Below are 25,124 nucleotides of genomic sequence, written 5' to 3'. Positions count from 1 at the left end.
GAGTCACTGGCACGCGTCCCCGGCCAGCCACGTCAACCGGTCAGCGGGATCCACCGGCGCCTGCTCGGGCCGCAACCGCCGCACGTTGTCCCGAAACCACGTGATCGACCCCGTCCACCCGACCCGCTCGGCGATCACCGTAGCCGGCATGTCCGGGGTGTCGTTCAGCAACCGCCGCACCGCCGCCTCGAACGGCGTGAACGCCGTCGACGCTGCCCGCCGCTCGTACCTCGGCGGCCCGGCAGAGGCCACCGCCTTGACCACCGTCGTGCGCGAGATCCCCAACCGCGCCGCGATCTGAGCCTTCGGAACGCCCTCGCCGGCCAACCGCCGGATCAACGCCCAGTCCTCCAAAGTGATCACTCTCCGATCGTCGTGAGTGTTCACCTTTCGAGCGTCGCAACCGTCCAGACTTCAGGCGTCGTCGACAGCGGGCTCATCCCCGCTCGCGCGGGGAACACCGCGTGCTGCGCCCCGGCGGGCACGCGCTCGCGGGCTCATCCCCGCTCGCGCGGGGAACACGCATTCGGGCTGCGCGTGCGCCGCCACCGTCTCGGCTCATCCCCGCTCGCGCGGGGAACACGCGCGATGCGGCGGCACCTGCCCAACCACCGTCGGCTCATCCCCGCTCGCGCGGGGAACACATGTCCGCCTGCAGGTGGTCGACGTCGGGGTGGGGCTCATCCCCGCTCGCGCGGGGAACACCTGAAGCCGTTCGTCGAGGCGCTCGGCCTCGACGGCTCATCCCGCTCGCGCGGGGAACACTCGCTGCCGGACTCTGCGCTCGCGATCACCGACGGCTCATCCCCGCTCGCGCGGGGAACACCTCGGCGGTCAGGGCGCGGGCGTGCGGGCCAAGGGCTCATCCCCGCTCGCGCGGGGAACACGGAGGGGCACTCGGACGTCTACTCGTTCCCCGAGGGCTCATCCCCGCTCGCGCGGGGAACACATGTCGAGCGTCGCGCCATTGTCGGCCAGAGCCGACTCATCCCCGCTCGCGCGGGGAACACGCGTTCGACCTGGACAGGGACGTGTACTCCCCGGGCTCATCCCCGCTCGCGCGGGGAACACGCACACTCTGGACGACGAGACGGTGTCGCGGTTGGCTCTTCCCCGCTCGCGCGGGGAACACAACTTCGGGTGGTCGTAGAAGTCGTCCGAGAGCGGCTCATCCCCGCTCGCGCGGGGAACACCGGGTGCGCTCCGAGGTCGATGCCATCGAGGAGGGCTCATCCCCGCTCGCGCGGGGAACACGCGCTCTATGAGGGCGATGCGACGGTGGCGACAGGCTCATCCCCGCTCGCGCGGGGAACACATGGATGACATTGGTACGCGGCTCGGTGACGCAGGCTCATCCCCGCTCGCGCGGGGAACACGGAGGCGTCCCACTCCTCGCACCTGCACGACCACGGCTCATCCCCGCTCGCGCGGGGAACACCTCGGGAAGCCCGGGCGGGGCGACCAGTTGGTGGGCTCATCCCCGCTCGCGCGGGGAACACCCTGGCGTCGGGCTCGCTGTCACCGCCGACGCAGGCTCATCCCCGCTCGCGCGGGGAACACGTCGTGTTCGACCGGGAACTCACCGACACCGCAGGCTCATCCCCGCTCGCGCGGGGAACACTGCATCACCATGGTGGTGACGGAGGCCCAGGACGGCTCATCCCCGCTCGCGCGGGGAACACACCTCCGCCGGGCCCTTCCAATCGGGGAGGAGCGGCTCATCCCCGCTCGCGCGGGGAACACGCGGACAGTTCCTCCCATCGGAAGGGGCTTCCGGGCTCATCCCCGCTCGCGCGGGGAACACACGGCTCGACCATCGCCGCCCTGTCCACGCCAGAGGCTCATCCCCGCTCGCGCGGGGAACACCACGACGGCGGCAGGTTGTCAGCGCTGTAGTGCGGCTCATCCCCGCTCGCGCGGGGAACACGGGTCGGCCGTCAGCGGCTCCACGCCGCGTGCCGGCTCATCCCCGCTCGCGCGGGGAACACGGCAAGGGGTACGCGACCCGGATCACCAACCCGGGCTCATCCCCGCTCGCGCGGGGAACACCGCGTCGGAAGCCTGCTCGGCAGCATGGCCTCCCGGCTCATCCCCGCTCGCGCGGGGAACACCTCGGATGGAACTGACGTCAGGATGCGCAGGCGGGCTCATCCCCGCTCGCGCGGGGAACACGGTGAGCAGGTCAAGCCCCAGCAGGTGGTGTAGCGCGTTGTGATCCTTCGTCGTGTCGGTCAGGTCAGGCGGCGGCTCCGAGGGTCAGCGGCTGGGCGGGGACGACGTCGGTGGAGACGGCCAGAGGGGTGCGTGCCTTCTTGAGGGCGTCGAGGGAGAAGTAGCGGCGCCCTTCGGCCCACTCGTCGTGCTGTTCGGCCAGGACGGCGCCGACGAGCCGCACGATGGCGTCACGGTTAGGGAAGATGCCCACGACGTCGGTGCGACGGCGGATCTCCTTGTTGAGCCGTTCGTTGGGATTGTTCGACCAGATCTGTCTCCAGATCTCCTTGGGGAACGCGGTGAACGCGAGGATGTCGGCGCGGGTGGCGTCGAGGTGGTCGTGCACGTCGGGCAGCGGGGTGGCGACCATGTCGAGGAGCTGGTCGAACTGCGTGGTCACCGCCGCGGGGGTGGGCTGGTCGTAGACAGAGTGCAGCATCGCCTTGACGGCCGGCCAGGACGCCTTGGGGCACACGCTCATGAGGTTCGCGGCGTAGTGAGTGCGGCAGCGTTGCCAGGTCGCTCCGGGCAGGTTCGCCGCGATCGCTTCGACCAGGCCGCGGTGGGCGTCCGAGGTCACCAGGCGCACCCCGGTCAGGCCGCGGGCGACGAGGTCGGCGAAGAACTCGTTCCACGCCGCGCCGGTTTCCGAGGTCACCACGCGGGTGCCGAGGACCTCACGGTGCCCGTCACCGTTGACGCCCGTGGCCACGAGCACGACGGCGTTGATCACCCGGCCGGCCTCACGGACCTTCATCGTCAAAGCGTCCGCGGCGACGAAAGTGAACGGGCCGGACTCGTCCAGCGGGCGGTGGCGGAACGCGTCGACCTGCTCGTCCAGGTCGGCGGCCATGCGGGAGACCTGCGACTTCGAGAGCCCGTCGATCCCGAGGGTCTTGACGAGCTTGTCCATCCGGCGCGTCGAGACGCCTGCCAGGTAGCAGTCCGCGACCACGGTGGTCAGGGCGGACTCGGCCCGCTTGCGGCGCTCGAGGAGCCAGTCTGGGAAGTAGGTCCCCTCGCGCAGCTTGGGGATCGCCACGTCGATCGTCCCGACCCGGGTGTCCAGGGGCCGGTGCCGGTACCCGTTGCGCTGTGTCGTGCGCTCGGGCGAGCGTTGGCCCCACTCGGCGCCGACGACCGTGTCGGCGTGCTCGGAGAGCAGGGCGTTGATGATGTTGCCCAGCATCGTGCGCATGAAGTCCGGGGAGGACTCGGCCAACGCTTCGTGAAGCAGGCGGGCAGGGTCGATCATGTGAGGTGCGGTCATCGCGGGTACTCCGTTCGAGCGAACTTGGGAAGGTTCAACTCGAAGGATCACGCGGTGGCCGCCTCTCATCTCCCGGCTGTCACGCCGGCGACGGCCACCTGGCCGACCTACACCACTCTGCGGGACTCAACTGGTGAGCAGATCCCCCTGCCGGGGTGCTCGACGGGCTCATCCCCGCTCGCGCGGGGAACACGCGCACGGACTGACCGGCACGACGGCGTCGGCAGGCTCATCCCCGCTCGCGCGGGGAACACAGCGACGTGTAGCCGAGGGCGTCGAGCAAGTCGGGCTCATCCCCGCTCGCGCGGGGAACACCGGGCCTTGCCGGACGCCTCGTCGAGCGCCTGGGGCTCATCCCCGCTCGCGCGGGGAACACCACCGTTTTCGTTCTCGGCGGAGGCGCTAGCCGGGCTCATCCCCGCTCGCGCGGGGAACACGAGAACGCTGACGCCCCGATCACGCAGGTGCAGGGCTCATCCCCGCTCGCGCGGGGAACACATGGAGGACTCTCTGATGGAAGCGACACCGTGGGGCTCATCCCCGCTCGCGCGGGGAACACAGGTCGATCGCGTCGCGCAGGCTCTTGCCCGAGGGCTCATCCCCGCTCGCGCGGGGAACACCGGATGATCCTTGACGAGGATCGTCGCGGCATCGGCTCATCCCCGCTCGCGCGGGGAACACCTGCTGCCCGCTGAGGCCGAGCAGGTCGAGCGAGGCTCATCCCCGCTCGCGCGGGGAACACATGGACGGTCACCCCCTGCCATTCGTCTGGTCGGGCTCATCCCCGCTCGCGCGGGGAACACACCGGCCAGGTGCGCTCGGGCTACGCGCAGTCGGGCTCATCCCCGCTCGCGCGGGGAACACGTCGAGCGCATCGAGCACGGCACTCGGCGCGGGGGCTCATCCCCGCTCGCGCGGGGAACACCCCGCCACCTCGCATAATGCAGGTGGCGGGCCGGGCTCATCCCCGCTCGCGCGGGGAACACATCCGGGCGGCGCGCTGAGCGCTCCGATCTCGGGGCTCATCCCCGCTCGCGCGGGGAACACGTCGACCTCCGGACCGGGCGCGATGTCGGGGACGGCTCATCCCCGCTCGCGCGGGGAACACGATGGGCAGGAAGTCAGTCATCTCAAACCCTCAGGCTCATCCCCGCTCGCGCGGGGAACACCTCGCGGACGCTCTCGGAGTCGCGCCGAGCACGGGCTCATCCCCGCTCGCGCGGGGAACACATCGACCGCAAGCACCGCTCCGAGGCGCAGGCAGGCTCATCCCCGCTCGCGCGGGGAACACAACCGCAAGCTCGCCGCCAAGACCGAGTTCACGGGCTCATCCCCGCTCGCGCGGGGAACACCACGACGCGCTCGACCCGATCTGCTGGAAGGTCGGCTCATCCCCGCTCGCGCGGGGAACACCCCACCTGCACAGTCAGGTGGGGGGCTTCCTTGGGCTCATCCCCGCTCGCGCGGGGAACACACCTTGAGCTTGCTCGCGAGATTGTGCGTCGAGGGCTCATCCCCGCTCGCGCGGGGAACACGAGAGTTGAGTCCCGCAGAGTGGTGTAGGTCGGCCAGGTGGCCGTCGCCGGCGTGACAGCCGGGAGATGAGAGGCGGCCACCGCGTGATCCTTCGAGTTGAACCTTCCCAAGTTCGCTCGAACGGAGTACCCGCGATGACCGCACCTCACATGATCGACCCTGCCCGCCTGCTTCACGAAGCGTTGGCCGAGTCCTCCCCGGACTTCATGCGCACGATGCTGGGCAACATCATCAACGCCCTGCTCTCCGAGCACGCCGACACGGTCGTCGGCGCCGAGTGGGGCCAACGCTCGCCCGAGCGCACGACACAGCGCAACGGGTACCGGCACCGGCCCCTGGACACCCGGGTCGGGACGATCGACGTGGCGATCCCCAAGCTGCGCGAGGGGACCTACTTCCCAGACTGGCTCCTCGAGCGCCGCAAGCGGGCCGAGTCCGCCCTGACCACCGTGGTCGCGGACTGCTACCTGGCAGGCGTCTCGACGCGCCGGATGGACAAGCTCGTCAAGACCCTCGGGATCGACGGGCTCTCGAAGTCGCAGGTCTCCCGCATGGCCGCCGACCTGGACGAGCAGGTCGACGCGTTCCGCCACCGCCCGCTGGACGAGTCCGGCCCGTTCACTTTCGTCGCCGCGGACGCTTTGACGATGAAGGTCCGTGAGGCCGGCCGGGTGATCAACGCCGTCGTGCTCGTGGCCACGGGCGTCAACGGTGACGGGCACCGTGAGGTCCTCGGCACCCGCGTGGTGACCTCGGAAACCGGCGCGGCGTGGAACGAGTTCTTCGCCGACCTCGTCGCCCGCGGCCTGACCGGGGTGCGCCTGGTGACCTCGGACGCCCACCGCGGCCTGGTCGAAGCGATCGCGGCGAACCTGCCCGGAGCGACCTGGCAACGCTGCCGCACTCACTACGCCGCGAACCTCATGAGCGTGTGCCCCAAGGCGTCCTGGCCGGCCGTCAAGGCGATGCTGCACTCTGTCTACGACCAGCCCACCCCCGCGGCGGTGACCACGCAGTTCGACCAGCTCCTCGACATGGTCGCCACCCCGCTGCCCGACGTGCACGACCACCTCGACGCCACCCGCGCCGACATCCTCGCGTTCACCGCGTTCCCCAAGGAGATCTGGAGACAGATCTGGTCGAACAATCCCAACGAACGGCTCAACAAGGAGATCCGCCGTCGCACCGACGTCGTGGGCATCTTCCCTAACCGTGACGCCATCGTGCGGCTCGTCGGCGCCGTCCTGGCCGAACAGCACGACGAGTGGGCCGAAGGGCGCCGCTACTTCTCCCTCGACGCCCTCAAGAAGGCACGCACCCCTCTGGCCGTCTCCACCGACGTCGTCCCCGCCCAGCCGCTGACCCTCGGAGCCGCCGCCTGACCTGACCGACACGACGAAGGATCACAACGCGCTACACCACCTGCTGGGGCTTGACCAACACGAGGGGATGTTGGTCCCAGCCATGGGTCACTCCGGCTCATCCCCGCTCGCGCGGGGAACACTACGAGGGGGATCACGCGGGTGCCCGCCTTTGAGGCTCATCCCCGCTCGCGCGGGGAACACGAGCTCGCGTTCGGGCGGCTGCGGGCGGTTACGGGCTCATCCCCGCTCGCGCGGGGAACACGCCTATGTGTCCGTCTCGGCCTCAACGAAGCAAGGCTCATCCCCGCTCGCGCGGGGAACACATCCCGAGTGACGCAAGGAAGGCGTCGCTCGCCGGCTCATCCCCGCTCGCGCGGGGAACACCTCGAGGCGACGATGCCGACTGGGTTGCCGACAGGCTCATCCCCGCTCGCGCGGGGAACACCCGAACACGATCTCCAAGCGCAGGGCGATCTGGGGCTCATCCCCGCTCGCGCGGGGAACACAGCACGTCGCGGCGTCCGGCGCGGATGGCTGCCGGCTCATCCCCGCTCGCGCGGGGAACACATGTCGAGCGTCGCGCCATTGTCGGCCAGAGCCGGCTCATCCCCGCTCGCGCGGGGAACACCGCCTCCCCGTGGTCGAATCAGTCGACCACAGAGGGCTCATCCCCGCTCGCGCGGGGAACACCGGTACTGGTAGGCCCCGGCGAGCGTCAGAGCAGGCTCATCCCCGCTCGCGCGGGGAACACTGGGACCTCCTGCCCGCCACCGACGCGGTCGGCGGCTCATCCCCGCTCGCGCGGGGAACACCCCATGCGCTTCGGCGAGACCGACTTCATCACCGGCTCATCCCCGCTCGCGCGGGGAACACACCAGTGGCCCGTCAGCGCCGTCCCCTTCGGCCTGGGCTCATCCCCGCTCGCGCGGGGAACACGACGGCGTCCGGCGTGATCGTCGCCGCCGGCCAGGGCTCATCCCCGCTCGCGCGGGGAACACTCGCAGCCATGCTCGCGCGTCAGGTGTTCGAGCGGCTCATCCCCGCTCGCGCGGGGAACACCCCTCTTGGGCTTGCACCCCCACAAAGTGTGGGGGCTCATCCCCGCTCGCGCGGGGAACACGCACGCCCGGTACCTCAGGGACCTGCGCTCCGGGGCTCATCCCCGCTCGCGCGGGGAACACGCGCACCGTGGTCACCCCGGCTGTCGCCGCAGGGGCTCATCCCCGCTCGCGCGGGGAACACTACGAGGACCTGGCCGTCATCAGCATCGAGCAGGGCTCATCCCCGCTCGCGCGGGGAACACATGGACTCGTGGCCGAGGTGGGCCTGGACGTAGGGCTCATCCCCGCTCGCGCGGGGAACACCCGGTCGCGCGTCCCGAACCCTCGCCCGACTCGGGCTCATCCCCGCTCGCGCGGGGAACACAGCCACCCCTCGATCTCGGGCGGCCACTCGCGGGGCTCATCCCCGCTCGCGCGGGGAACACGGGCACGGCCTGGACGACGCCGCACGCGACGCCGGCTCATCCCCGCTCGCGCGGGGAACACCCATCGGCTCGCGCTCGGTCCTCGGCAGGCGCGGGCTCATCCCCGCTCGCGCGGGGAACACACTTCCTGACCAGGGACGCTATCGCCTCCCGCCATCATTCGCGTTCACTCGTCCGCCTCGGGGTCTCTGTCTTGACCTTTCAGCGTGATTCGGCGTTGTTCGACGCTGGAGCGGTACCGGCGGCGTCGGCCGGCGTTGCTCCAGGTGCGCGTGCCTCCCGACGATTCGTGGTCCTCGGGTTTCTCGCCCGGTTGCCGGGGCGGGAGGTCTGCGGCGCTCGCGGGATCGCGCCGCACGGAACGTCGTCGCATGAGCGCGATCCCGTCGAAGTCCTCGACGGACCACGCGTGGTTGTGGACGCGGAACGCGAGTCGCTGTTCGGTGCGTGCCGACCAGACCATGAGCGCTCTTCCGCGGCCGACGTCGTCGACGATCCGAGTCCACAGGCGTTCGCGGACCCGTGCCGGCAGGTGTCCGACGTAGACGCCCGCGCTGATCTCGAGCAGCCACCGTGTCAGTTCGCCGCGGAGCTTCTCCGGTGTCACGGACAGCACGACGACGATCACCAGCCGGGGTCCTCGTGCTCGGTCCCGTAGACGTGCCCCGGCGACGGCGGAGCCCTGCCCGTCCCAGAGCATGACGACGTCGGCCCACTCCTCCGCGTCTTGCCCCGTGTCGGCGTCCTCGCCTGTCAGCAGCCATGTCACGTCGCGGACGCAGCGCTCGAGCAGGTGTGCGGCGACCATGCGGTCGCGCATCTCGCGTCTGACGTGACCGCCGATGTCGGCAAGGTTGAGCGTGGCGGCGTCGAACGCGACGGGGATCGCGAGCTCCGCCTTGTACAGGTCTGCGATGTCGTAGACGAACGATCGTTCGTGGCCGGTGTGGACGAAGCCGAGCCCGGGTGAGCAGCCCAGCGCGACGATGACCGCGTGCGTCATCCCGTACAGGCAGGTCGTGGCTGCGGAGAGTGCTTGGTTGACGGGGTCGGATGCGGCGAAGTCGTCTGGCCGGTAGTCGCGGCCGGTCCAGGCGACGCCGGTGCGGCGGGACTCTTCCCGGTAGGTGCGGCGCACGCGGGCGCCTTCGCGTCCGCGCAGCTGCTGCATCGTGAGCGACGCGACGTCTTCCCCTGGGAAGCGCATCTCGTACATCTTCCTCGCGACGGTGAGGCGGGTGTCTCGCCTTGTCACGAGCTGGGCCTGGGCTTCGAGAAGCCGCGAGGAGCGAGCGAGCGACCTTCCGTGCGCGTAGTAGCGCACGCCTCGCTCGCCCACCCAGACGACGGTGGACGCGCTCTCGGCGAGCAGGACCATCGCCTGGTGCGTGACGTTGGTGCCTGGGCCCAGGAGCAGCGCTCCGAGCGTCGCTGCGGGGATGTGCACCGTGCCGCGCTCGTCGGTCGCCGTGATCGCGCTGGCGTCGCGCGAGACGACGCACCGTTCCAGGTAGAGGAACGTCAGGCGGTCCTGGGCTCGCACGAGGTCCGGGACCGACGGCGGCCGCGCGCCGGGAATCATGTCAGGATGCCGGCGCCAGCGTCAGGAGGCCGCACCCGTACCCCTTCGCCGGGCCTGCGCCCGCGGTCATGACGTGCCGGAGCGCACCAGGATCGGTGACGGTGAGTACGCCGTCGTAGGTCGCCTTGGCGATCGTCACGGTGGCGCCAGCGCGGTGGAACCGTTCCACACGCCGGTCGTGGACGACGACGTCCCTGGTCGCGTCGTTCCGCAGGAGAGCGAACCCCCAGCCCGCGGCACGGCTCGTCAGCCACTCGACCTGCTGGCTGACCGTCACGTGGCCGTACCTGCGCGAACGTCCGTCCTTGGTGGCGGGCGGCACCGGGACGCCGTCGGCCACCGTGGTGGCGCGGCTCGCCCTGGTGGGGTTCGCGGTGAGCCGGAAGGCCCAGGTCTGCCCCTCCTCAAGCCTGTCGAGCAGCGGTGCGTAGGGGCGCACCGCCCAGGTGTCCTCGGTCGTCTGCCATCCCGCCTGCTCGACGATGTGGGCGAAGTCCGGCGCGGGCGCGCTCACCACGTACAGCCAGCACTGGTGCGTGTCGCGGTCGACACGCCACAGGACGCGCCCGCGCTCGCCGTCCGGCTGCGGGAACGCCGCGAGCACGGCCGCGTGCATCGCCTGCGGCGATCCGAGGAGCTTGCGGCCCCCGCGCCGGGCGGGGTTGATCTGGATTCGCGACAGATGCATCAGGCGCCTCCGAGCAAGGCCATCGGGTCGTGACGGTGACGGTGGCCGTCGGGGTTCGGAACGAGGACGGACGTCTGGACGACGGACCGCCAGCCCCACTCGCGCATGCGCGGGTCGAAGCTGACCGGTGAGTCCTGCTGGTTCAGCGTCACGCGGTCACGGTCGGGCAGCGCGGCAGGCACGGCCTCGGCGTCCACGCGCACCTCGACGCGCACGTCGTTCGCCTGCTTGCGGCGCCACCAGGTGGCCGCCTGCCAGGGCGTGGCATCCAGGTCGGTCAGAGTCGACCACAGGTCGGCGTCCCGGACGCCCATCGTGAGCGGACCCGCCGGGGGGCAGGACCGGCGCCCCAGGTACAGCGGGAACGCCGGACGGCGCACGGCCTCGTCGAGGGCTGCGACGAGGGCCGCGTCCCCTTCGACCGCGGCGACGAAGGTGGCGTCGGTGAGGTAGAAACGCTCGGTCAGGGGGAACGACTTGCCGCCGTCGGCGCTCCGGGTCGTCTGGAAGTCCCGTTCGACCCGTCCGGGCTGGTCCAGGCGGACGCCGAACCGCAGCGAGAGCAGATCCTCCAGAGGGTCTGTCCGTCGCAGCCCTTGCGCCGCAGCGAGCAGTCCGACGACGCCGCTCTTCGTCGGCGCGTGGTCGGTGGCTCGCCGCGTGAACCGTGACGAGCCACCCCACGCCTGCATCGGCCCGGCGAGCCGGAGCACGAGCGTGCTCATGCGGGCACGGCGTCGCTCGCGGGAGCCAGCCGCGCGGACACCAGTGAGACGGCCGCGTCGATGGTGGCGTCCAACCCGGCACGCTCGCCGAGCGCCTCGAGCGGCTCCGCGGCCGACCCGATGCCGACGACCCACGTCTTGACGACGGAGCCGTCGCCGTAGGCGTCCGCGACGTCGCGCGCGTAGTCGGCGAGCTTCTGCGCCGATCGGCGCACGCGGCCGCCGTCGATCGTCTCCGTGACCGCCTCTTCGAAGGCGCCCACGTACGAGACCGGCTGGTCCTCGCGGACGCTGATCACGACGGCGTCGGGCAGCGTCCGGTTGGCGAAGGTGTTCTGCTTGCCGGTCGGCATCGACTTCACGAACGCCTCGAGGAACGCGCGCACGGCACGCTCGGTGGCGGTGACGTCCCCCAGGTTCGCGGCCAGGAGGTCGACGTCGACGGTCGCGTAGCGGTAGAGCGTGGCCGAGTTGAACTCGACCGTGCCGATCATCCCGGCGCCGTGGTCCTCCTCGGCGTCGGCGGCCTTGTGGTCGTCGACGGCGGTGAAGTAGTCGTACTCCGTCTCGACGGCGTGGGTCGACAGTGCGTGCGCGACCTGGCACGAGGCGTCCACGTTGAGGTCGGTGACGTCGGCGACCATACGGCCGAACAGGGCCAGGTCGATCGAGTTCTTGCCCTTGACGAGCGCCTGCGCATCCGCCTTGGCGGGCGCCTGCCCGGCCACGGCAGCCTCGACCGCCAGGTGGGCGAGGGCGTCGATCTGCTGCTCCGACAGGAAGAGCAGGTACCCCGACTCGGCGGGGGCGCCCTTCTTGGTGCGCGGCTCCTTCACGGAGATGCCGGCCGCCGTGAGCACGCTCTGTGCCGCGGCCAGGGCCTGGTCACCGGCGAGGTCGGCGTCGATCGTGCCGATCCTCTCGCCGAGAAGCTCGACGACGCGCTTGGTCCGCACCCCGAGCTCGGAGGCGTCCAGGTGGTCACGGAACGCCTGGCGGGTGGCGCGCTTCCATGCCTGGGACGACACCCTGGCGCGCCGGACGCCGCCGTAGGTCGCCGTCTTGGGCGATCCGGTGTCGTCACGGTTGAGGTTGCTCGGGGGGACGGTCTGCAGCAGGTGGACGTCCACGATCGTGCGGGTCACAAGTGCTCCTCGGCGGTGCTCTCGGTGGTGCTCTCAGTGGTGCTCTCGGTGGTGCTCGAATCGTCTGCCGCGGCCTGACGGTCGAGGCGGTAGTACTGGCGTGCCCAGCGGCGCCGGACGTCGTCGGTGCGACCCGGCTGCTGGAAGTCCCACAGGTCCTGCGCGAGCAGGCCGTAGTCGAGCCCGACGTCGGCGCTGCGAAGCTGCCCGACGAGACCACGCAGGTGGTGGGCGATCTCGGGCAGGGTGGCGCTGGTGACGGCGGCGTCGAACCGGCGTCGCACGGACGACGTCCCGTCGCCGTCACCCCCGGTGACGGCCCGGTCGAGGCGGGCGATCGCCTGGCCGAGACCGACGCTGGGCAGGTGCACACCGTTCGGACGCGACTGCTGGTGCGCCGCGAACAAGGTCATCGCGAGGTGCACCGAACGCTCCTCACGCGTGGGCGTGTCGCTCTTCGCCTCGTTCGACACGTCGTCGATCGTCATCGCCCAGATCGTGGGGTCGACGCCGGGCTCACGGCCCAGGTTCGCCCGCAGGCGCGCGAGCATCGCGATCGTCGGAGGCCGGTGCCGTGACGCCGCCAGCGCGGAGGCGCGAGACGCGACGAGGCTCCGCACGCGGTCCCGGGGCGGCGTCGACCCGGGGCAGGTCCCCGCCCGTCTGGCCCGCCTGCGGCGGTGATCGGTGCGAGCGGATGGCTCATGGTGTCTCCTCGGGGTTCGACGGCGCTGTCGGGGGGTGGGGGGCGAATGCGTGCGGCAGCACGTCACGGACCTTCTTGCGGAACCAGTGCAGGGCGAGGCCCGCGTCACGGAACTGCCCGCCCGCGGTGCGACCCACGAGCGCGGCAGGCCCGGCGTCGTCGACCTCCTCGTCGGCGAGGTCGTTCACGAGCCACAGCACCGACCGGTGCCAGGCCGCGCGACGCTCCAGCGGGTCGGCGCCGGCCGTCAGCGTCCGGAGCCAGGTGCGGAACTCGGGGTCGAGCTCGGCGTAGGCCCGTGTGGCCACTCGCGTGCGCGGCGCGTCCGACTCGGTGGAACCCCCGGCGGCGAGGGCCACGTTCTGGGCGAGGCTGCCCAGGGCGAAGACGGCCTTCTCCGCCGCGTCCACGGCGTCGACGGCAAGCTGCGCAAGCTCGTGGTCGGTGAAGAGCGCCGCCGGGAGGGCGAGCTCGTCGGCGACGATCTCGTCGTACACCGACTCGTTGGATCCGTACTCGATCCCGACCGCGCGCCAGCGCAGCAGCCCCGGGCCGACCAGCTCCGCGGTGCCGAGCTGCGCGGCCCACTCGGCGAGCGCGGGCGGGCGCCGCCGGACGGGGCCGCCGTCCTTGGCGGGGTGGCTGGTGCGGGGCAGCAGGGCCTCCAACCCCCGCCAGGCGGCACGGGACCGCTCGTGCTTGAGCGGCATGTAGGTGTCGTGCCCGAACTTCTTGGTCTGCGGGTCCGAGTGCCGCCAGGCCGTCATCGGCTCGACCGTGAAGCGGTTGTGCGGCGTCGCACGGTCACCCTGGGCGTTGACGACGCCGGTCGCCCGCTCGGGCGTCCCCTCGAGCCGGATGCGGCGGGTCGGCCAGGTGTACAGGTCGACGGGACCGCGCGGACGGCGGTAGGCCTGGTCGGCGCCGTCGTCGGGATGCCAGCCCTCGGGGAGCACACCGAGCGGGGGCCGCTCCCACACGGGCAGGTCCGCGCCGGCGTCGACCTCCATGCCTGCGGCCCCGGGGACGAGGAGGTTGAGCAGCAGCGTCTCGCGCAGGTCGTCGCCCACCAGGTGGAGCGCTCCGATCTGACCCGCCCAGCCGGTGCCGATGCCGTAGCCCTTCCCTCCCTTGACGCGGGGGTCGCCGACAGCACCCGAGTGGATCCCTGAGACGTCGTAGGCGTGCACGTGGACCAGCCAGCGGGCCGCCTCCGGCCACGACGCCGTCTGGAGCGCGGCACCGACCCGCGTCGTCAGGAACGTGGACGTCCCCGGGCCGTCGCACACGATGCGTTCCAGGCCGAAGACCTCGTCCTTGGCCGTGCGCAGGTCCGGAACCTGCATGAAGGGCTGGGCGGGATGCTGCATCCAGAACCGGTCGTGCCAGTCGTCGAGGTAGGAGTCGACGTCCTCGACCGTCTCGTCCCAGCGATCTCGCACCTCCGCCCAGTCCTCAAGCCTCACCGGGCCCTCCACCGCCCGGTGCAGGACGGCCAGCAGCAGCCGCAGCAACGCCACCGACTGCGTGGGCAGCTCCCCGGTGAGCGTCACGACGTCGCGCGCCCGGTGGAAGACCTCGCGCAGCGACACCTCGCTCGCGCGGCCTTGCGTGGAGAGCACCGGGATCCAGGGCTCGTCCACGAGGTTGAAGTGAAGATCGCTCATCCGTCACGCTCCGCGTCGAGGCCCGTCTCCGGGTCGTAGGTCAGCACGAACCCGGGCACGGCGGCCCGGCGCTCGTCGTCGAAGGGCAGCACCAGCTGCCCGGCAAGCTCGGGTGCCTCCTGCCACGCCTCGACGTCGAGACTCTGCAGCAGGTCGATGAGGGCGTCCCCGTGACGGCCGGCAGCGACCGCCCTGGGCAGCCTGACGGCAGCGCCGGCCAGCACACGGCGGACGGCGGCCCGGGGCGCCTCGCTCCGCGGCAGAAGCTCTCCCCTGACGGGCGTCTCCAACCAGTCCGGGACACGCCACGCCCCGGCCGCGTCCTCCTGGACCACGAGCACCTCGATCGAGTCCTCGCCGTCACGGACCTGTGCGCGGGCGCCCGCCACGTCGGCCTCGCCCACGTGACCGTCCAGCCAGCCGGACAGCCCGAACCGCGGCGAGTCCGGCGCCGGCAGGCAGAAGACACCCGCACGGTCCTCACGCTCCGCGACGCCCGCGTCGTGCGCTCGCCGCGCCCTCGCCATCGCGACCTGCCACGTCGGCGGACCGAGCACGGCGTCACCGTAGGCGACCTCGACAAGCCGCGGGATGTCCGCAGGCAGGTCGACCACGCCACCCGCGGCGACGACGTCGAGAACCTGGGCGGCGGCACGCAACAGCAGATGCTCGCCGTACACCGCGCGGCTGCCGCCGTCCGCGACCACCGGATCCGCCCGCCAGTCCTCGACGCCGACGACGACCGCCCGCGGCTCACGCACCCGCTCGGGGCGATGCTCCGGCGGCCGCTCCTGATGGCGGTGCAGGCGACCGATGCGCTGCAGCAGCAGGTCCGTGGGTGCCAGGTCGGTCACGAGCAGGTCGACGTCGATGTCGAGGCTCTGCTCGACGACCTGCGTCCCGACGACCACCAGCCGTTGCGGGCGCCCGCCCCGGCCGCCGTCGGCCTGCGGCGGGCCCAGCATCTGGACCAGCGCGGCCTCGCGGGCCGTGCGCTCGCAGGCGAGGAACCGCGAGTGCAGGAGCACGACCTGGGTCGCGTCGTCCGACGCGTACCGTGCACGCACCTCACGGAACGTCCGCTGGGCGCTGCGCACCGTGTTCCGGACGACCATCGCGCACCCGCCACCCGCGAGCGCCTCGTCGAGCAGCGTCAGGACCTCGCGCTCCTCCGCCGTCTCGACCCGCACGCGCTGCCGCCTGTCCGACGTCGCGGGCACGAGCCGCTCGGCCACACCCGCACGGGTGAAGGTGAGCACCGAGGACGGCAGCGCCGGCCCGTCAGCCGCGCCGCCACCGGCCGCGACCCCCTCGCCGTCGGCGGACCCACGACGGCGGCGTCGGCGGCGTCCGCCCTCCTCAGCCACGGCCGGAACCGCCATGGACCGCCCGCGCTCGTACGCGTCGACCAGCGTGTCGCGCAGCGCGCTCGGGAGCGTGGCCGACAGCGCGACGACGGGCACCCCGTACGCACCCAGCCACTCCAGGGCACGCACCAGGTAGACGTTCATGAACGCGTCGAACGAGTGCACCTCGTCGAGCACCACCACCTTGCGCGCGAACGCCAGATGACGCAGCGCGACATGACGCGACGCGAGAGCCGCGAACAGGACCTGGTCGATCGTGCCCACCACGAAGTCCGCGAGGACACCCTTGCGCGGCCCGCGCATCCAGCCGTCGACATAGACGCCCCCGTCGCCAGTCTGCGACGCGTGGCCCTCGTCCCGGCCCACGTCGAGCACCGGCGCCCGACCCCGCGGCACGTCGTCGTAGTCCGGGTTGAGCCACGCCTTGCCATGGGCGAGGAACACCGACCGGCGCTCGCCGCTCCCCGCATCGTCGCCCGTGAGCACGTCCGCGCCCGTGCGCGTGACCGACTGGTGCGCGACCCACCGCATCACCCGGCGGAACATGGCGTCCGACGTCGCCTGCGTCGGGAGCGCGACCACCACACCACCGGCCCCGCCGCGCCCAGCCAGGATCTCCGCAGCGAGCATCGCGGCCTCCGTCTTGCCCTCCCCATCGGCGCCTCGATCACGAGGATCCCCGCCGGGTCCATCGCGCGAGCCGCCGCGACGGCGGCCTCCTGCACGGGGCGGGCGCTCGCGGACGGCGGCAGGTCGAACCGGGCGCGCAGCAGCTCCGCGGCGGCGCCCTCGACCTGGCTCGGCGACCACGGCGCGGGCAGCGCCACACCACGCCACGCTGCGTCGAGGCGGGCGTCGTCGTCACCGTCCGGCTGCGCGAGCGGCCTGCGATCCCCCTCCACGTCGACGAGCGGGAACAGGTCCTGGTTCGAGGCGAGCCAGTCCGCGACGACGACGACCGCGAGCGCCAGCGCCAGCACCGGTCGCGGGAGCGTGCGCCACGCCTCGCCGTCGAGGTACGACGACGCCCCGACCCTGCCTGCCATGTGGTCCAGCAGCTCGGCTTGGACGTCGCGCCACGCGGCCCCGCCCAGCAGTTCCTCGTTCGCGGCGGTCGGCGCACGCGCGGCCTGCGCCTCGCCGTCCGACGGCGGGATCCCGTGATGCCCGCCGACGACGGACGCGAACGCGCGCGCCTGCGGCCTGGTCCAGCCGGCGCGAGCCTCGAGCCACGCCTCGAGGATCACCTGCCCGGCCAGTCCGTGCTTGCACGTCGCTCGTGCCGCCAGCACCAACGGCATGCCGAGCCCTGCCTGGACCATCTCGTCGCGCAACGCGGGCACCTGGACGGCGAATGCAGGGGTGGCCTTGCCGATGTCGTGCACCCCGGCGAGGAAGCACACGAGCGCGCGGCCACCGGGCTCGCCCCCTGCGGCCTGCGCGATCTGGCGCGTGACCGACGGCGGGAGCCACTCGTCCCAGAGCCTGCCGGCGATCCCGGCGGCATCGTGCAGGTGCTGCCACAGCGGCGACCAGAACCGCAGCTCGGCGCCGTGCATCGGCCAGCTCTTCGCCCAGACGGCGCGCGCCGGGGCGGACAGGTGCCCCGCGTGGGTGCACATCACCTGACTCAACCCCTTCCTGGTGGGGACTGCGGCCTAGAGCATGCTGATGGTTCTAGCGCAGTGGCCTGACACATAAGCCGACAGCCGACGCTCGCGGGCGGCTCTGTCGCGTATTGCCCGAGAATCGAGTCGAAGACGTCGCTCACCGCTTTCTGAGCCGCTCGTGCCCGCATCAGCGCAGCCTCGCTCCCGTGCTCCGAAAGCAGGAAGGGTTTCCGGCCGGCGCACCGAAGCGGCGCCCCCGCCGGTCCCGCACCTCTTGCCGATCGGGGAGAGGTCCGAGCATGCCGGGTCGGCTGTGAGCGCGGTGTGCCTCGCCGGCGAGAGCGGAGTCACCAGGGACAGCGACGTGCGCGCGGGCGCGACGGCGTCGGCGCGCAGACAACGAGGTGTGCCCCGCGCGGACGCTGCTCCAGATCGCCACGCGACTCCCTTGAGCAGGACAGCAGGGCACGCGCTCACAACGGCAGCAGTTCCTCGTCACCCGGCTCGGGTATCGCTTCGAGACGCACATGGAGTCCGAGCGCGTGAAGGACGCGGAAGACGACGTCGGCTTCAGCCCTCGAGCGGTCGCCGCGCTCGAATCCCACCAACCACTGCCGAGAGCAATGGGCCGCCTGCGCGACCTCGGCCTGAGTTCGGCCAGCGCTGACCCGCGCGTCGCGGACGGCAGCGCCGAGGGTGAAAGGGTCGTGGGCAAAGCGACTCATGATGTCTCCAATCGTCGTCATTCCCGCATGTCGATGAGGCACGACAGTCCTCAATGTGGACGAGATAGGACGTCGCAAAGGAAGGCATCGCGTCACAGCGTGGGCATTCCACCCGCACAACGACCCGGTGTGATGTGCCAGTTCGTGCGCCCACCCGAGAGCCAAAGTACTACGCGCGCGACCAGTACGCAGTTTACACTTTACAATCTAGAATCTCACTGCTCCCGCCTCTCTGGCGGGGTGAGCCGTGCAAGCTGCGGACAGGCGTCCCGCCACACTCGTGCTCCCCGCGCAAGCGGGGACGCGGGGCGCCCCCATCTGAGCCCTGTGACCCCCGCCGATCACACCCGACCTTCAGCCGCGCCCCCGCCGTCGTCCGCTGGCAGGATCAGCCTCATGCACGCACGCGCCGGCATGACCGCCCTGCCTGAAGACCTCATCGACATCGACGCCCTCGTCGGCGCCTACTACGACCTCACCCCCGACGTCGACGACCCCGCACAGCAGGTCGTCTTCGGCACGTCGGGCCACCGCGGCTCGTCGCTCGACCACGCCTTCAACGAGGCGCACATCGTCGCCATCACGCAGGCGATCGTCGAGTACCGGGCGTCACAGGGCACCAACGGCCCGCTGTTCATCGGCCGCGACACGCACGCGCTGTCCGAGCCGGCGTGGCGGTCGGCACTCGAGGTGCTCGCCGCGAACGGCGTCACCGTGATGATCGACGCGCGCGACTCGTTCACGCCGACCCCCGCCGTGTCGCACTCGATCCTCCTGCACAACGGCGCCGTCGCCGACGGCGGCATGCGGACCTCCGGCGCCGGGCTGGCAGACGGCATCGTCGTGACGCCGTCGCACAACCCGCCGCGCGACGGCGGGTTCAAGTACAACCCGCCGCACGGCGGGCCTGCGGACACCGACGCGACGTCGTGGATCGCCCACCGCGCCAACGACATCGTTCGCGGAGGGATCTCGCAGGTGCGGCGCGTCTCGGTGGAGCAGGCGCTGGCGGCCGACACCACCCACCGGCACGACTTCCTCGCCACGTACGTCGACGACCTGCCGAACGTGCTCGACCTCGACGCGATCCGCTCGGCAGGCGTGCGGATCGGCGCCGACCCGCTGGGTGGCGCGTCGGTCGAGTACTGGGGTGCCATCGGCGAGCGGCACCGGCTCGACCTGACCGTGGTGAACCCGCAGGTGGACCCGCGGTGGGCGTTCATGACGCTCGACTGGGACGGCAAGATCCGCATGGACTGCTCCTCGCCGTACGCGATGGCGTCCCTGCGGGAACGGATGGCGGGCGGGAGCGCACCGTTCGACGTCGCCACCGGCAACGACGCCGACTCCGACCGGCACGGCATCGTGACCCCGGACGCCGGGCTGATGAACCCCAACCACTACCTCGCCGTGGCCATCCAGTACCTGTACGGCGGGGCGCGGCCGGGCTGGCCCGCGAATGCCGCGATCGGCAAGACGCTCGTGTCGTCGTCGCTCATCGACCGGGTCGGGGCGGGGCTGGGACGCCGTGTCATCGAGGTGCCGGTCGGGTTCAAGTGGTTCGTTCCCGGGCTGCTGTCGGGCGAGGTCGGGTTCGGCGGCGAGGAGTCGGCGGGCGCATCGTTCCTGCGCCGTGACGGGCGGGTGTGGTCGACCGACAAGGACGGCATCCTGCTGGCGCTGCTGGCGAGCGAGATCATCGCGACCACCGGCACCTCGCCGTCGCAGCACCACGCCGCCCTGGTCGGCCGGTACGGGCAGAGCTGGTACGCCCGCGTCGACGCCGCGGCGTCGCGTGACGAGAAGGCGCGGCTGGCCGCGCTGTCACCGGAGCAGGTGACCTCGACGTCGCTGGCGGGGCAGGACATCACCGCGAAGCTCACCGCCGCACCCGGCAACGGAGCGAAGATCGGCGGCCTCAAGGTGACGACGGCGGACGCGTGGTTCGCGGCCCGCCCGTCGGGCACGGAGGACGTGTACAAGATCTACGCGGAGAGCTTCGTGTCGGCCGAACACCTGACGCAGGTGCAGGAGGCCGCCAAGCAGGTGGTCGGCGACGCACTCGCCTGACGTGCGGGCCGGGCGCCCGCTCGCCCGGCGCCCGGCCCGCACGTCTGCTCGCCCGGCGCGCGGGCCGCCGTCTGCTCGCCCGGCGCGCGGGCCGCCGTCTGGTCGTCGGTTTGGCGTCTGGTCGTCGATCCCGTCTGACGATCAGACGCCAAACCGACGACCAGACGCGGGGGGCGGTAACGCGGGAGGCCCGGACCGGCCAGGGGGGGTCAGCCGCCCATGGCCTCGCGTTGGGCGTCGCGTAGGGCGCGGGCCGGGTCGACGCCTTTGGGGCAGGCGCGCGTGCATGCGCCCACCTGGGTGCAGGGCCAGATGCCCTCCTCGTTCTCGACCAGCGCGACCATGCGGACGTCGTTGCCCTGGTCGCGCGAGTCGAGGTCCCAGCGGCGTGCCGTCGCGGCGGCGGCGGGGCCGGTGAACCCCGCGACGTCGTCGAGCACGGGGCAGGCGGCGTAGCAGAGCATGCAGTCGATGCACTGGGACAGGCCACGGTAGGCCTCGACCTGCCCGGGCGTCTGGGTGTGGACGGCGAGGACGTCGAGCGCGGGCACACCCGCGGGAGCGGTCCCGGGAGTCGGGGCCGCCCCAAGAGCCGGGGCCGCCCCAGGAGCCCAGGCCGCCTCGGACCCCGGAGCTGCCTCGGGGGCCAGGGCCGCCTCGGAGCCCGGGGCCGCCCCAAGAGCCAGGGCCGCCTCTGGGGCCGGGAGCATCCAGGGCGAGACGGAGCGCAGCTTCGCCAGGAACTCGTCGGTGTCCACGGCGAGGTCCCGCTGCACCGCCGCGTGTGCCATCGGGCCCACGGTGATGCCCGAGGTGCGGTAGCCGGCGACGGTCGTCTCGCAGCCCAGCACCGGGCGACCGTTGACCATGACGCCGCACGAACCGCACACGCCCATGCGGCACGACCACCGGAAGGTGAGGCTCGCGTCGGCGTGGTCCTTGATCCAGTCGAGCGCGTCGAGCACGGAGGTGCGGTCGTCGTACGGGACGTCGAAGGTCTCGTCTCGCGCAGGCTCGCCCGGCTCCTGCCGGGTGACGGTGACGCGGAGCGTCTGGTCGGTCATGCGTCCCCCTGCGTGGTGCCGACTGCGGTGCCGCCGGGGGTGCCGACTGCGGTGTCGATGTCGGTACCGATGTCGGCGCCGATGGCGGTGCCGGCACCCTCCACGGGCACCAGCCGCACGTGCGTCTCCCCCGCCGGGTCGAGCGTCACGAGGCTGTGCCGGGCGACGTCGTCGGTCTGCGGGTGGTCGAGGCGCTGGTGGGCACCGCGCGACTCGGTCCGCGCGACGGCGGCGGCGACCGCCCCGCGCGCGACGGTGAGCATCGCGCCGAGCTCGAGGACCTGCGCCCAGTCGGTGTTGAGGACGTCGGCCGTGTCCGCGACGCGGACGTCCTGGAACCTGGCGTGGAGGTCGTCGAGCGTGGCGCTCGCGCGCGCGAGCCCGTCGGCGTCACGGAAGATGCCGACGTCCGCGTCGAGCACCCGGCCGAGTTCCTTGCGCAGGGGCGCGGGCGGTTCGGTGCCCCGGCCGCGCATCGCGAGCCGGGTGTCGGCGAGGTCGCGCGCGTGGTCCACGAGCTCCGTGCCCTGGGCCGGTGCGCGCGACCCCGCCACGCCGGCTGCCGCGAGCCCCGCCTCGCGGCCCACCACGAGCGTCTCCACCAGCGAGTTCGAGCCCAGGCGGTTGGCCCCGTGCAGGCCCGTCGAGGCGCACTCCCCGGCGGCGAACAGGCCGTCGACGGGCCGGCCGGCGTCGTCGAGCACCTGGCCCGACGCCGTCGTGACGATGCCGCCCATCGTGTAGTGCGCCGCGGGCCGCACCGGGACGGGCTCGTGCACCGGGTCGACGCCCGCGAAGCGGCGGGCGAGACCCGACACGAGCGGCAGGCGCTCGTCGATCACGGCCTTGCCGAGGTGGCGCAGGTCGAGGTGGACGACGCCGCCGTCGCGCGTCGGGACGGTGCGGCCGTCGCGTTCGGCGTGCCAGAAGGCCTGCGAGAGCTTGTCGCGCGGGCCGAGCTCCATGCGGCGCGGCTCGGGTGCGCCGACGGGCGTGACCGGGCCGAGCCCGTAGTCGGCAAGGTACCGCTGCCCGGTCGCGTCGACCAGGACGCCGCCCTCGCCGCGCGCGGCCTCGGTGATGAGCAGGCCGCTGCCCGGCAGGCAGGTGGGGTGGACCTGCACCATCTCGAGGTCACGCAGCGGGAGCCCGGCGCGCAACGCCATGGACAGTCCGTCGCCGGTGACGATCCCCGCGTTGGTCGAGGTGCCCCACGCTCGCGCGTATCCGCCGGTCGCGAGCACGACGGCCGGGGCGAGCACGACGACGACCTCGCCCCGCTGCTGGTCGTACCCGACGATCCCGCGAGCCTCACGCTCGGCGGTCAGGAGGAGGTCCAGGACGACGTGCTCGTCGTAGCGGCGGATCGACCGTTCGCGCAGCGTGGTCTGGAACAGGGTGTGCAGGAGGTGGAAGCCCGTCTTGTCGGCCGCGAACCAGGTGCGCGGCCGGCTCATGCCACCGAAGCGGCGCACCGCCGGGCGTCCCTCGGCCGTGCGCGACCACGGCATGCCCAGGCGTTCCAGGCGTGCCAGCTCCCCGGCCGCGCGCTCGACGACGTACCGCACCGCGTCCGGGTGCGACAGCCCCGCCCCGCCGGCCAGCGTGTCCGCCACGTGCTGGTCGAGCGTGTCCTCACCGCCGGGCACGACACCCGCGGCACCGCCCTCGGCCGCCACGGTGTGCGACCGCATCGGGTACACCTTCGACACCAGCGCCACGACGGCGTCGTCCCGCCCGGCGGCGGCACACGCCTCGACGGCGGCGAGCGCCGCGCTCAGCCCGGCCGCCCCACCTCCGACGACGACGACGTCCGCGTGCTCGACGCGCACCACTACGGAGCGCCCGGGCCCGCGACGCGGGTGCCGAAGTCGGTCCGGGTCTGGAGCAGGTCGTCGTGCTCGGGGTGCTTGGCCATGAAGGCGCGGATGAACGGGCACAACGGCACGACGACGTCGCCCGCCTCGCGCACCAGCCCGAGCGCGTCCGCGGCCAGCCGGGACCCGACGCCCTGCCCCTCGAACGCAGGGTCCACCTCGGTGTGCGTGAAGATCACCACGCCGCCACGCCGCTCGTAGTACGCGGCCCCGGCGAGCGTGCCGTCGTCGAGAGTCGCGACGAACGCCGACCGCGCCGGGGCGTCCGTGACGGTGACGTGTCTTGCCTCGGTCATGCGCCCATCGTCGCCCGCGGGGCGGCGCCGGTCCAGCCGCGCGCGCGTGACGCGCCGCGCGACGGCCGACCCGCGGCCACGTCGCCGCACCTCAGCGCCCGGGTGCGGCCGCAGCGCGCCCCGTCGGCGCCGGCGCCCGAATCGCGTCAGACCTGCAACGAGTAGTACCGGGGGTTGCGCTCGATGAACTCGGCGACGTACCAGCACAGCGCGTCGACCTTCTTGCCCACGTCGACCACGTCCTCGAGCGCCTGCCGCGCGAGCGACCCCGCCACGCCGCGCCCACGGAACTCCGGGACGGTGACCGTGGCGGGAATCACGACGACGTCGCCCTCGATGCGGTAGTTGAGCCAGCCCATGACGCGACCGTTTTCGGGGTGGTGTGCCTCGTATCGCGACTGCTCCGGCACCTTCACGATGACGCACACCGGCGCCTGCTCAGCGGGTTGCGTCGGTACCGTCATGCCCGAACGGTACCCGCTGACGCGCTCCGAGGCCTGAAAGTGTCGGGCCTGCAAGAATCTGGTGGTGCCCCGCAACCCCTATCTCGACGTGCTGCGCGCCCCGGGGGCCGCGGCGTTCTCCGCTGCGGGCGGCCTGGCCCGCCTCCCGATGTCCATGGTGGGCATCGGCACGGTGCTGATGATCCAGGCGTACACGGGCTCGTACGCGATGGCGGGGCGCGTGTCCGCGGTGCTGGTCATCGCCCAGTCGCTCGGCTCGCCGCAGGTTGCCCGGCTGGTGGACCGCGCCGGTCAGCGCCGCGTGCTGATGCCGATGCTGGCGATCACGACGGCGGGGCTGCTCGGCCTGGTGACCGCGGCGGCGATGGGCGCTCCCGAGCCGGTGCTGTGGCCGCTCGCGGTGGTCGCGGGTGCCGCGAGCGGCTCGTACGGCTCGTACGTGCGTGCCCGGTGGACGCACACGCTGGGCGACCCGCGGCGCCTGCACACCGCGTTCTCGTTCGAGTCCGCCGTCGACGAGCTCGTGTACATCGTGGGGCCGGTGCTCGCGACGCTCCTGGCCACGGCCGTGATCCCGCCCGCCGCGCTGCTGCTGGCGGCGTTCGCCGGCGCGGTCGGCGGCCTGGCGTTCCTGCTCCAGCGGGCCACTGAGCCGCCGGTGCGCGTGCACGACGACGCCCCCGACGCGGGGCGGGTGCGTGCGCCCGGCCCGCGGTCGGCGCTCTTCGTGCCCGGGATGCCCGCCCTCGCGCTGGTCTTCGTGGCGATGGGCACGATCTTCGGCGCGGTCGACGTCGCGACCGTCGCGTTCTCGACCGAGCACGGGCATCGGGCCGCCGCCGGGCTGGTGCTCGCGGCGTTCGCGCTGGGCTCGCTCGTGTCGGGGCTGCTGTACGGCGCCAAGCACTGGACGTCTCGGCTGTCGACCCGGTTCGCCGGCGGCACCGTGCTGCTCGCGGCGGGCGTGTCGCTGTTCTTCACGGTGCGCTCGCTGCCGGTGCTCGCGCTCGTCATGTGCGTCACGGGCTTCGCGATCGCACCGACGGTGATCAACGGCAACGCCATGGTGCAGGCCCTGGTGCCGCACCGCAGGCTGACCGAGGGGCTCGCGTGGGTGGGCACGTCGATCGGTGCGGGGTCGTCGCTCGGCTCGTGGCTGGGCGGCGCGCGCATCGACGCGGCCGGCTCGCACGCCGGGTTCCTGGTGGCGATGGTGGCGGGCTGGGTGTGCGTGGTGCTGGCCGGGGCGGCGTTGCCGACGCTGCGCC

At 72.4% G+C, this 25,124-nt stretch carries 18 protein-coding genes, 1 pseudogene and 3 CRISPR repeat arrays; of the genes and pseudogenes, 3 read left to right on the top strand and 16 right to left on the bottom strand.

All coding sequences use genetic code 11. The features are described 5' to 3' along the window. Positions 1-3 precede the first annotated feature (3 nt). Both ET495_RS13770 and ET495_RS13765 read right to left on the bottom strand, forming a co-directional pair. Positions 4-354, bottom strand: a complete 351-nt coding sequence (locus tag ET495_RS13770) for a helix-turn-helix domain-containing protein (RefSeq protein WP_211340822.1) — start codon at positions 352-354, stop codon at positions 4-6. A 443-nt stretch (positions 355-797) separates the two neighbouring features. Next, positions 798-2,172: direct repeats of the CRISPR family, unit length 28 nt; unit sequence GGCTCATCCCCGCTCGCGCGGGGAACAC. 64 nt (positions 2,173-2,236) lie between these two features. Further along, complete coding sequence (locus ET495_RS13765; protein WP_129201780.1) at positions 2,237-3,484, bottom strand: IS256 family transposase; 1,248 nt, start codon at positions 3,482-3,484, stop codon at positions 2,237-2,239. Positions 3,485-3,649: 165 nt separating this feature from the next. Next, positions 3,650-5,019: direct repeats of the CRISPR family, unit length 28 nt; unit sequence GGCTCATCCCCGCTCGCGCGGGGAACAC. Positions 5,020-5,154: 135 nt separating this feature from the next. On the opposite strand from ET495_RS13765, the gene ET495_RS13760 reads away from it, so the two are divergent. Beyond that, the gene (locus ET495_RS13760) at positions 5,155-6,402 is read left to right on the top strand and encodes an IS256 family transposase (RefSeq protein ID WP_129201780.1); all 1,248 of its coding nucleotides are present in this window, start codon (positions 5,155-5,157) and stop codon (positions 6,400-6,402) included. A 94-nt stretch (positions 6,403-6,496) separates the two neighbouring features. Next, positions 6,497-7,992: direct repeats of the CRISPR family, unit length 28 nt; unit sequence GGCTCATCCCCGCTCGCGCGGGGAACAC. A gap of 44 nt (positions 7,993-8,036) precedes the next feature. On the opposite strand, the gene cas1e is transcribed toward ET495_RS13760, so the two are convergent. The 9 genes from cas1e to ET495_RS13715 all read right to left on the bottom strand — a co-directional run bounded on the left by cas1e (position 8,037) and on the right by ET495_RS13715 (position 18,085). After that, on the bottom strand, positions 8,037-9,452 hold the full coding sequence (cas1e, locus tag ET495_RS13755) for a type I-E CRISPR-associated endonuclease Cas1e (RefSeq protein ID WP_162616491.1): 1,416 nt from the start codon (positions 9,450-9,452) through the stop codon (positions 8,037-8,039). A gap of 1 nt (position 9,453) precedes the next feature. Continuing rightward, positions 9,454-10,140 carry a type I-E CRISPR-associated protein Cas6/Cse3/CasE gene (gene cas6e, locus ET495_RS13750; protein WP_129205269.1) on the bottom strand — a complete coding sequence of 229 codons (687 nt, stop codon included), beginning with the start codon at positions 10,138-10,140 and terminating at the stop codon, positions 9,454-9,456. Continuing rightward, complete coding sequence (gene cas5e, locus ET495_RS13745; RefSeq protein ID WP_129205268.1) at positions 10,140-10,865, bottom strand: type I-E CRISPR-associated protein Cas5/CasD; 726 nt, start codon at positions 10,863-10,865, stop codon at positions 10,140-10,142. The genes cas6e and cas5e overlap by 1 nt, the downstream gene beginning before the upstream one ends. Then, entirely contained in the window at positions 10,862-12,010 is a 1,149-nt protein-coding gene (gene cas7e / locus ET495_RS13740) for a type I-E CRISPR-associated protein Cas7/Cse4/CasC (RefSeq protein ID WP_129205267.1), read from the bottom strand. Before cas7e ends, cas5e begins: the two co-directional genes overlap by 4 nt. After that, positions 12,007-12,561 (bottom strand): type I-E CRISPR-associated protein Cse2/CasB, encoded by a 555-nt coding sequence (casB, locus tag ET495_RS13735; protein WP_129205266.1) that lies wholly within the window; start codon positions 12,559-12,561, stop codon positions 12,007-12,009. Before casB ends, cas7e begins: the two co-directional genes overlap by 4 nt. 151 nt (positions 12,562-12,712) lie before the next feature. Then, the gene (gene casA / locus ET495_RS13730) at positions 12,713-14,383 is read right to left on the bottom strand and encodes a type I-E CRISPR-associated protein Cse1/CasA (protein ID WP_129205265.1); all 1,671 of its coding nucleotides are present in this window, start codon (positions 14,381-14,383) and stop codon (positions 12,713-12,715) included. Then, complete coding sequence (gene cas3, locus ET495_RS13725; protein ID WP_129205264.1) at positions 14,380-16,380, bottom strand: CRISPR-associated helicase Cas3'; 2,001 nt, start codon at positions 16,378-16,380, stop codon at positions 14,380-14,382. The genes casA and cas3 overlap by 4 nt, the downstream gene beginning before the upstream one ends. Continuing rightward, a complete protein-coding gene (locus ET495_RS13720; protein WP_129205263.1) occupies positions 16,281-17,372 on the bottom strand; it encodes a CRISPR-associated endonuclease Cas3'' in 1,092 nt (363 codons plus the stop codon). Before ET495_RS13720 ends, cas3 begins: the two co-directional genes overlap by 100 nt. Positions 17,373-17,833: 461 nt before the next feature. Further along, positions 17,834-18,085, bottom strand: coding sequence for a helix-turn-helix domain-containing protein (locus ET495_RS13715; protein ID WP_211340848.1), 252 nt, complete (start codon positions 18,083-18,085; stop codon positions 17,834-17,836). Between the two features lie 396 nt (positions 18,086-18,481). Between ET495_RS13715 and pgm the strand changes: the two genes are divergently transcribed. Beyond that, positions 18,482-20,155 carry a phosphoglucomutase (alpha-D-glucose-1,6-bisphosphate-dependent) gene (gene pgm / locus ET495_RS13710; protein WP_129205261.1) on the top strand — a complete coding sequence of 558 codons (1,674 nt, stop codon included), beginning with the start codon at positions 18,482-18,484 and terminating at the stop codon, positions 20,153-20,155. A 209-nt stretch (positions 20,156-20,364) separates the two neighbouring features. Here the strand turns inward: pgm and ET495_RS13705 are convergent, their stop codons facing one another. The 5 genes from ET495_RS13705 to ET495_RS19495 all read right to left on the bottom strand — a co-directional run bounded on the left by ET495_RS13705 (position 20,365) and on the right by ET495_RS19495 (position 24,096). Then, a complete protein-coding gene (locus ET495_RS13705) occupies positions 20,365-21,219 on the bottom strand; it encodes a succinate dehydrogenase/fumarate reductase iron-sulfur subunit (protein ID WP_129205260.1) in 855 nt (284 codons plus the stop codon). Next, positions 21,216-23,051, bottom strand: a complete 1,836-nt coding sequence (locus ET495_RS13700) for an FAD-binding protein (protein ID WP_162616490.1) — start codon at positions 23,049-23,051, stop codon at positions 21,216-21,218. Before ET495_RS13700 ends, ET495_RS13705 begins: the two co-directional genes overlap by 4 nt. A gap of 2 nt (positions 23,052-23,053) precedes the next feature. Beyond that, positions 23,054-23,392, bottom strand: coding sequence for a GNAT family N-acetyltransferase (locus ET495_RS13695; protein ID WP_129205258.1), 339 nt, complete (start codon positions 23,390-23,392; stop codon positions 23,054-23,056). Between the two features lie 146 nt (positions 23,393-23,538). After that, on the bottom strand, positions 23,539-23,856 hold the full coding sequence (locus ET495_RS13690; RefSeq protein ID WP_129205257.1) for a GNAT family N-acetyltransferase: 318 nt from the start codon (positions 23,854-23,856) through the stop codon (positions 23,539-23,541). Between the two features lie 78 nt (positions 23,857-23,934). Next, positions 23,935-24,096, bottom strand: a complete 162-nt coding sequence (locus ET495_RS19495) for a hypothetical protein (protein ID WP_342770114.1) — start codon at positions 24,094-24,096, stop codon at positions 23,935-23,937. Here ET495_RS19495 and ET495_RS13685 point away from each other — a divergent pair. Beyond that, positions 24,035-25,096 (top strand): annotated as a pseudogene (locus tag ET495_RS13685) (MFS transporter); the annotation flags it as partial. The gene ET495_RS19495 and the pseudogene ET495_RS13685 sit on opposite strands and share 62 nt — an antisense overlap. Positions 25,097-25,124: the final 28 nt, after the last annotated feature.

The sequence above is a fragment of the Xylanimonas allomyrinae genome, from assembly GCF_004135345.1.
GTDB lineage: Bacteria > Actinomycetota > Actinomycetes > Actinomycetales > Cellulomonadaceae > Xylanimonas > Xylanimonas allomyrinae.
This window is presented reverse-complemented; position numbering and strand designations above follow the sequence as displayed.

Coding starts and splice junctions, on each gene's coding strand:
- ET495_RS13690 (WP_129205257.1), bottom strand. CDS start 23,856: ATGACGGTACCGACGCAACCCGCTGAGCAGGCGCCGGTGTGCGTCATC.
- cas1e (WP_162616491.1), bottom strand. CDS start 9,452: ATGATTCCCGGCGCGCGGCCGCCGTCGGTCCCGGACCTCGTGCGAGCC.
- ET495_RS13765 (WP_129201780.1), bottom strand. CDS start 3,484: ATGACCGCACCTCACATGATCGACCCTGCCCGCCTGCTTCACGAAGCG.
- ET495_RS13705 (WP_129205260.1), bottom strand. CDS start 21,219: ATGACCGACCAGACGCTCCGCGTCACCGTCACCCGGCAGGAGCCGGGC.
- cas6e (WP_129205269.1), bottom strand. CDS start 10,140: ATGCATCTGTCGCGAATCCAGATCAACCCCGCCCGGCGCGGGGGCCGC.
- ET495_RS13715 (WP_211340848.1), bottom strand. CDS start 18,085: ATGAGTCGCTTTGCCCACGACCCTTTCACCCTCGGCGCTGCCGTCCGC.
- ET495_RS19495 (WP_342770114.1), bottom strand. CDS start 24,096: ATGACCAGCACCGCGGACACGCGCCCCGCCATCGCGTACGAGCCCGTG.
- ET495_RS13720 (WP_129205263.1), bottom strand. CDS start 17,372: ATGTGCACCCACGCGGGGCACCTGTCCGCCCCGGCGCGCGCCGTCTGG.
- casA (WP_129205265.1), bottom strand. CDS start 14,383: ATGAGCGATCTTCACTTCAACCTCGTGGACGAGCCCTGGATCCCGGTG.
- ET495_RS13695 (WP_129205258.1), bottom strand. CDS start 23,392: ATGACCGAGGCAAGACACGTCACCGTCACGGACGCCCCGGCGCGGTCG.
- cas3 (WP_129205264.1), bottom strand. CDS start 16,380: ATGCTCGCTGCGGAGATCCTGGCTGGGCGCGGCGGGGCCGGTGGTGTG.
- pgm (WP_129205261.1), top strand. CDS start 18,482: ATGCACGCACGCGCCGGCATGACCGCCCTGCCTGAAGACCTCATCGAC.
- casB (WP_129205266.1), bottom strand. CDS start 12,561: ATGCTCGCGCGCCTGCGGGCGAACCTGGGCCGTGAGCCCGGCGTCGAC.
- cas5e (WP_129205268.1), bottom strand. CDS start 10,865: ATGAGCACGCTCGTGCTCCGGCTCGCCGGGCCGATGCAGGCGTGGGGT.
- ET495_RS13760 (WP_129201780.1), top strand. CDS start 5,155: ATGACCGCACCTCACATGATCGACCCTGCCCGCCTGCTTCACGAAGCG.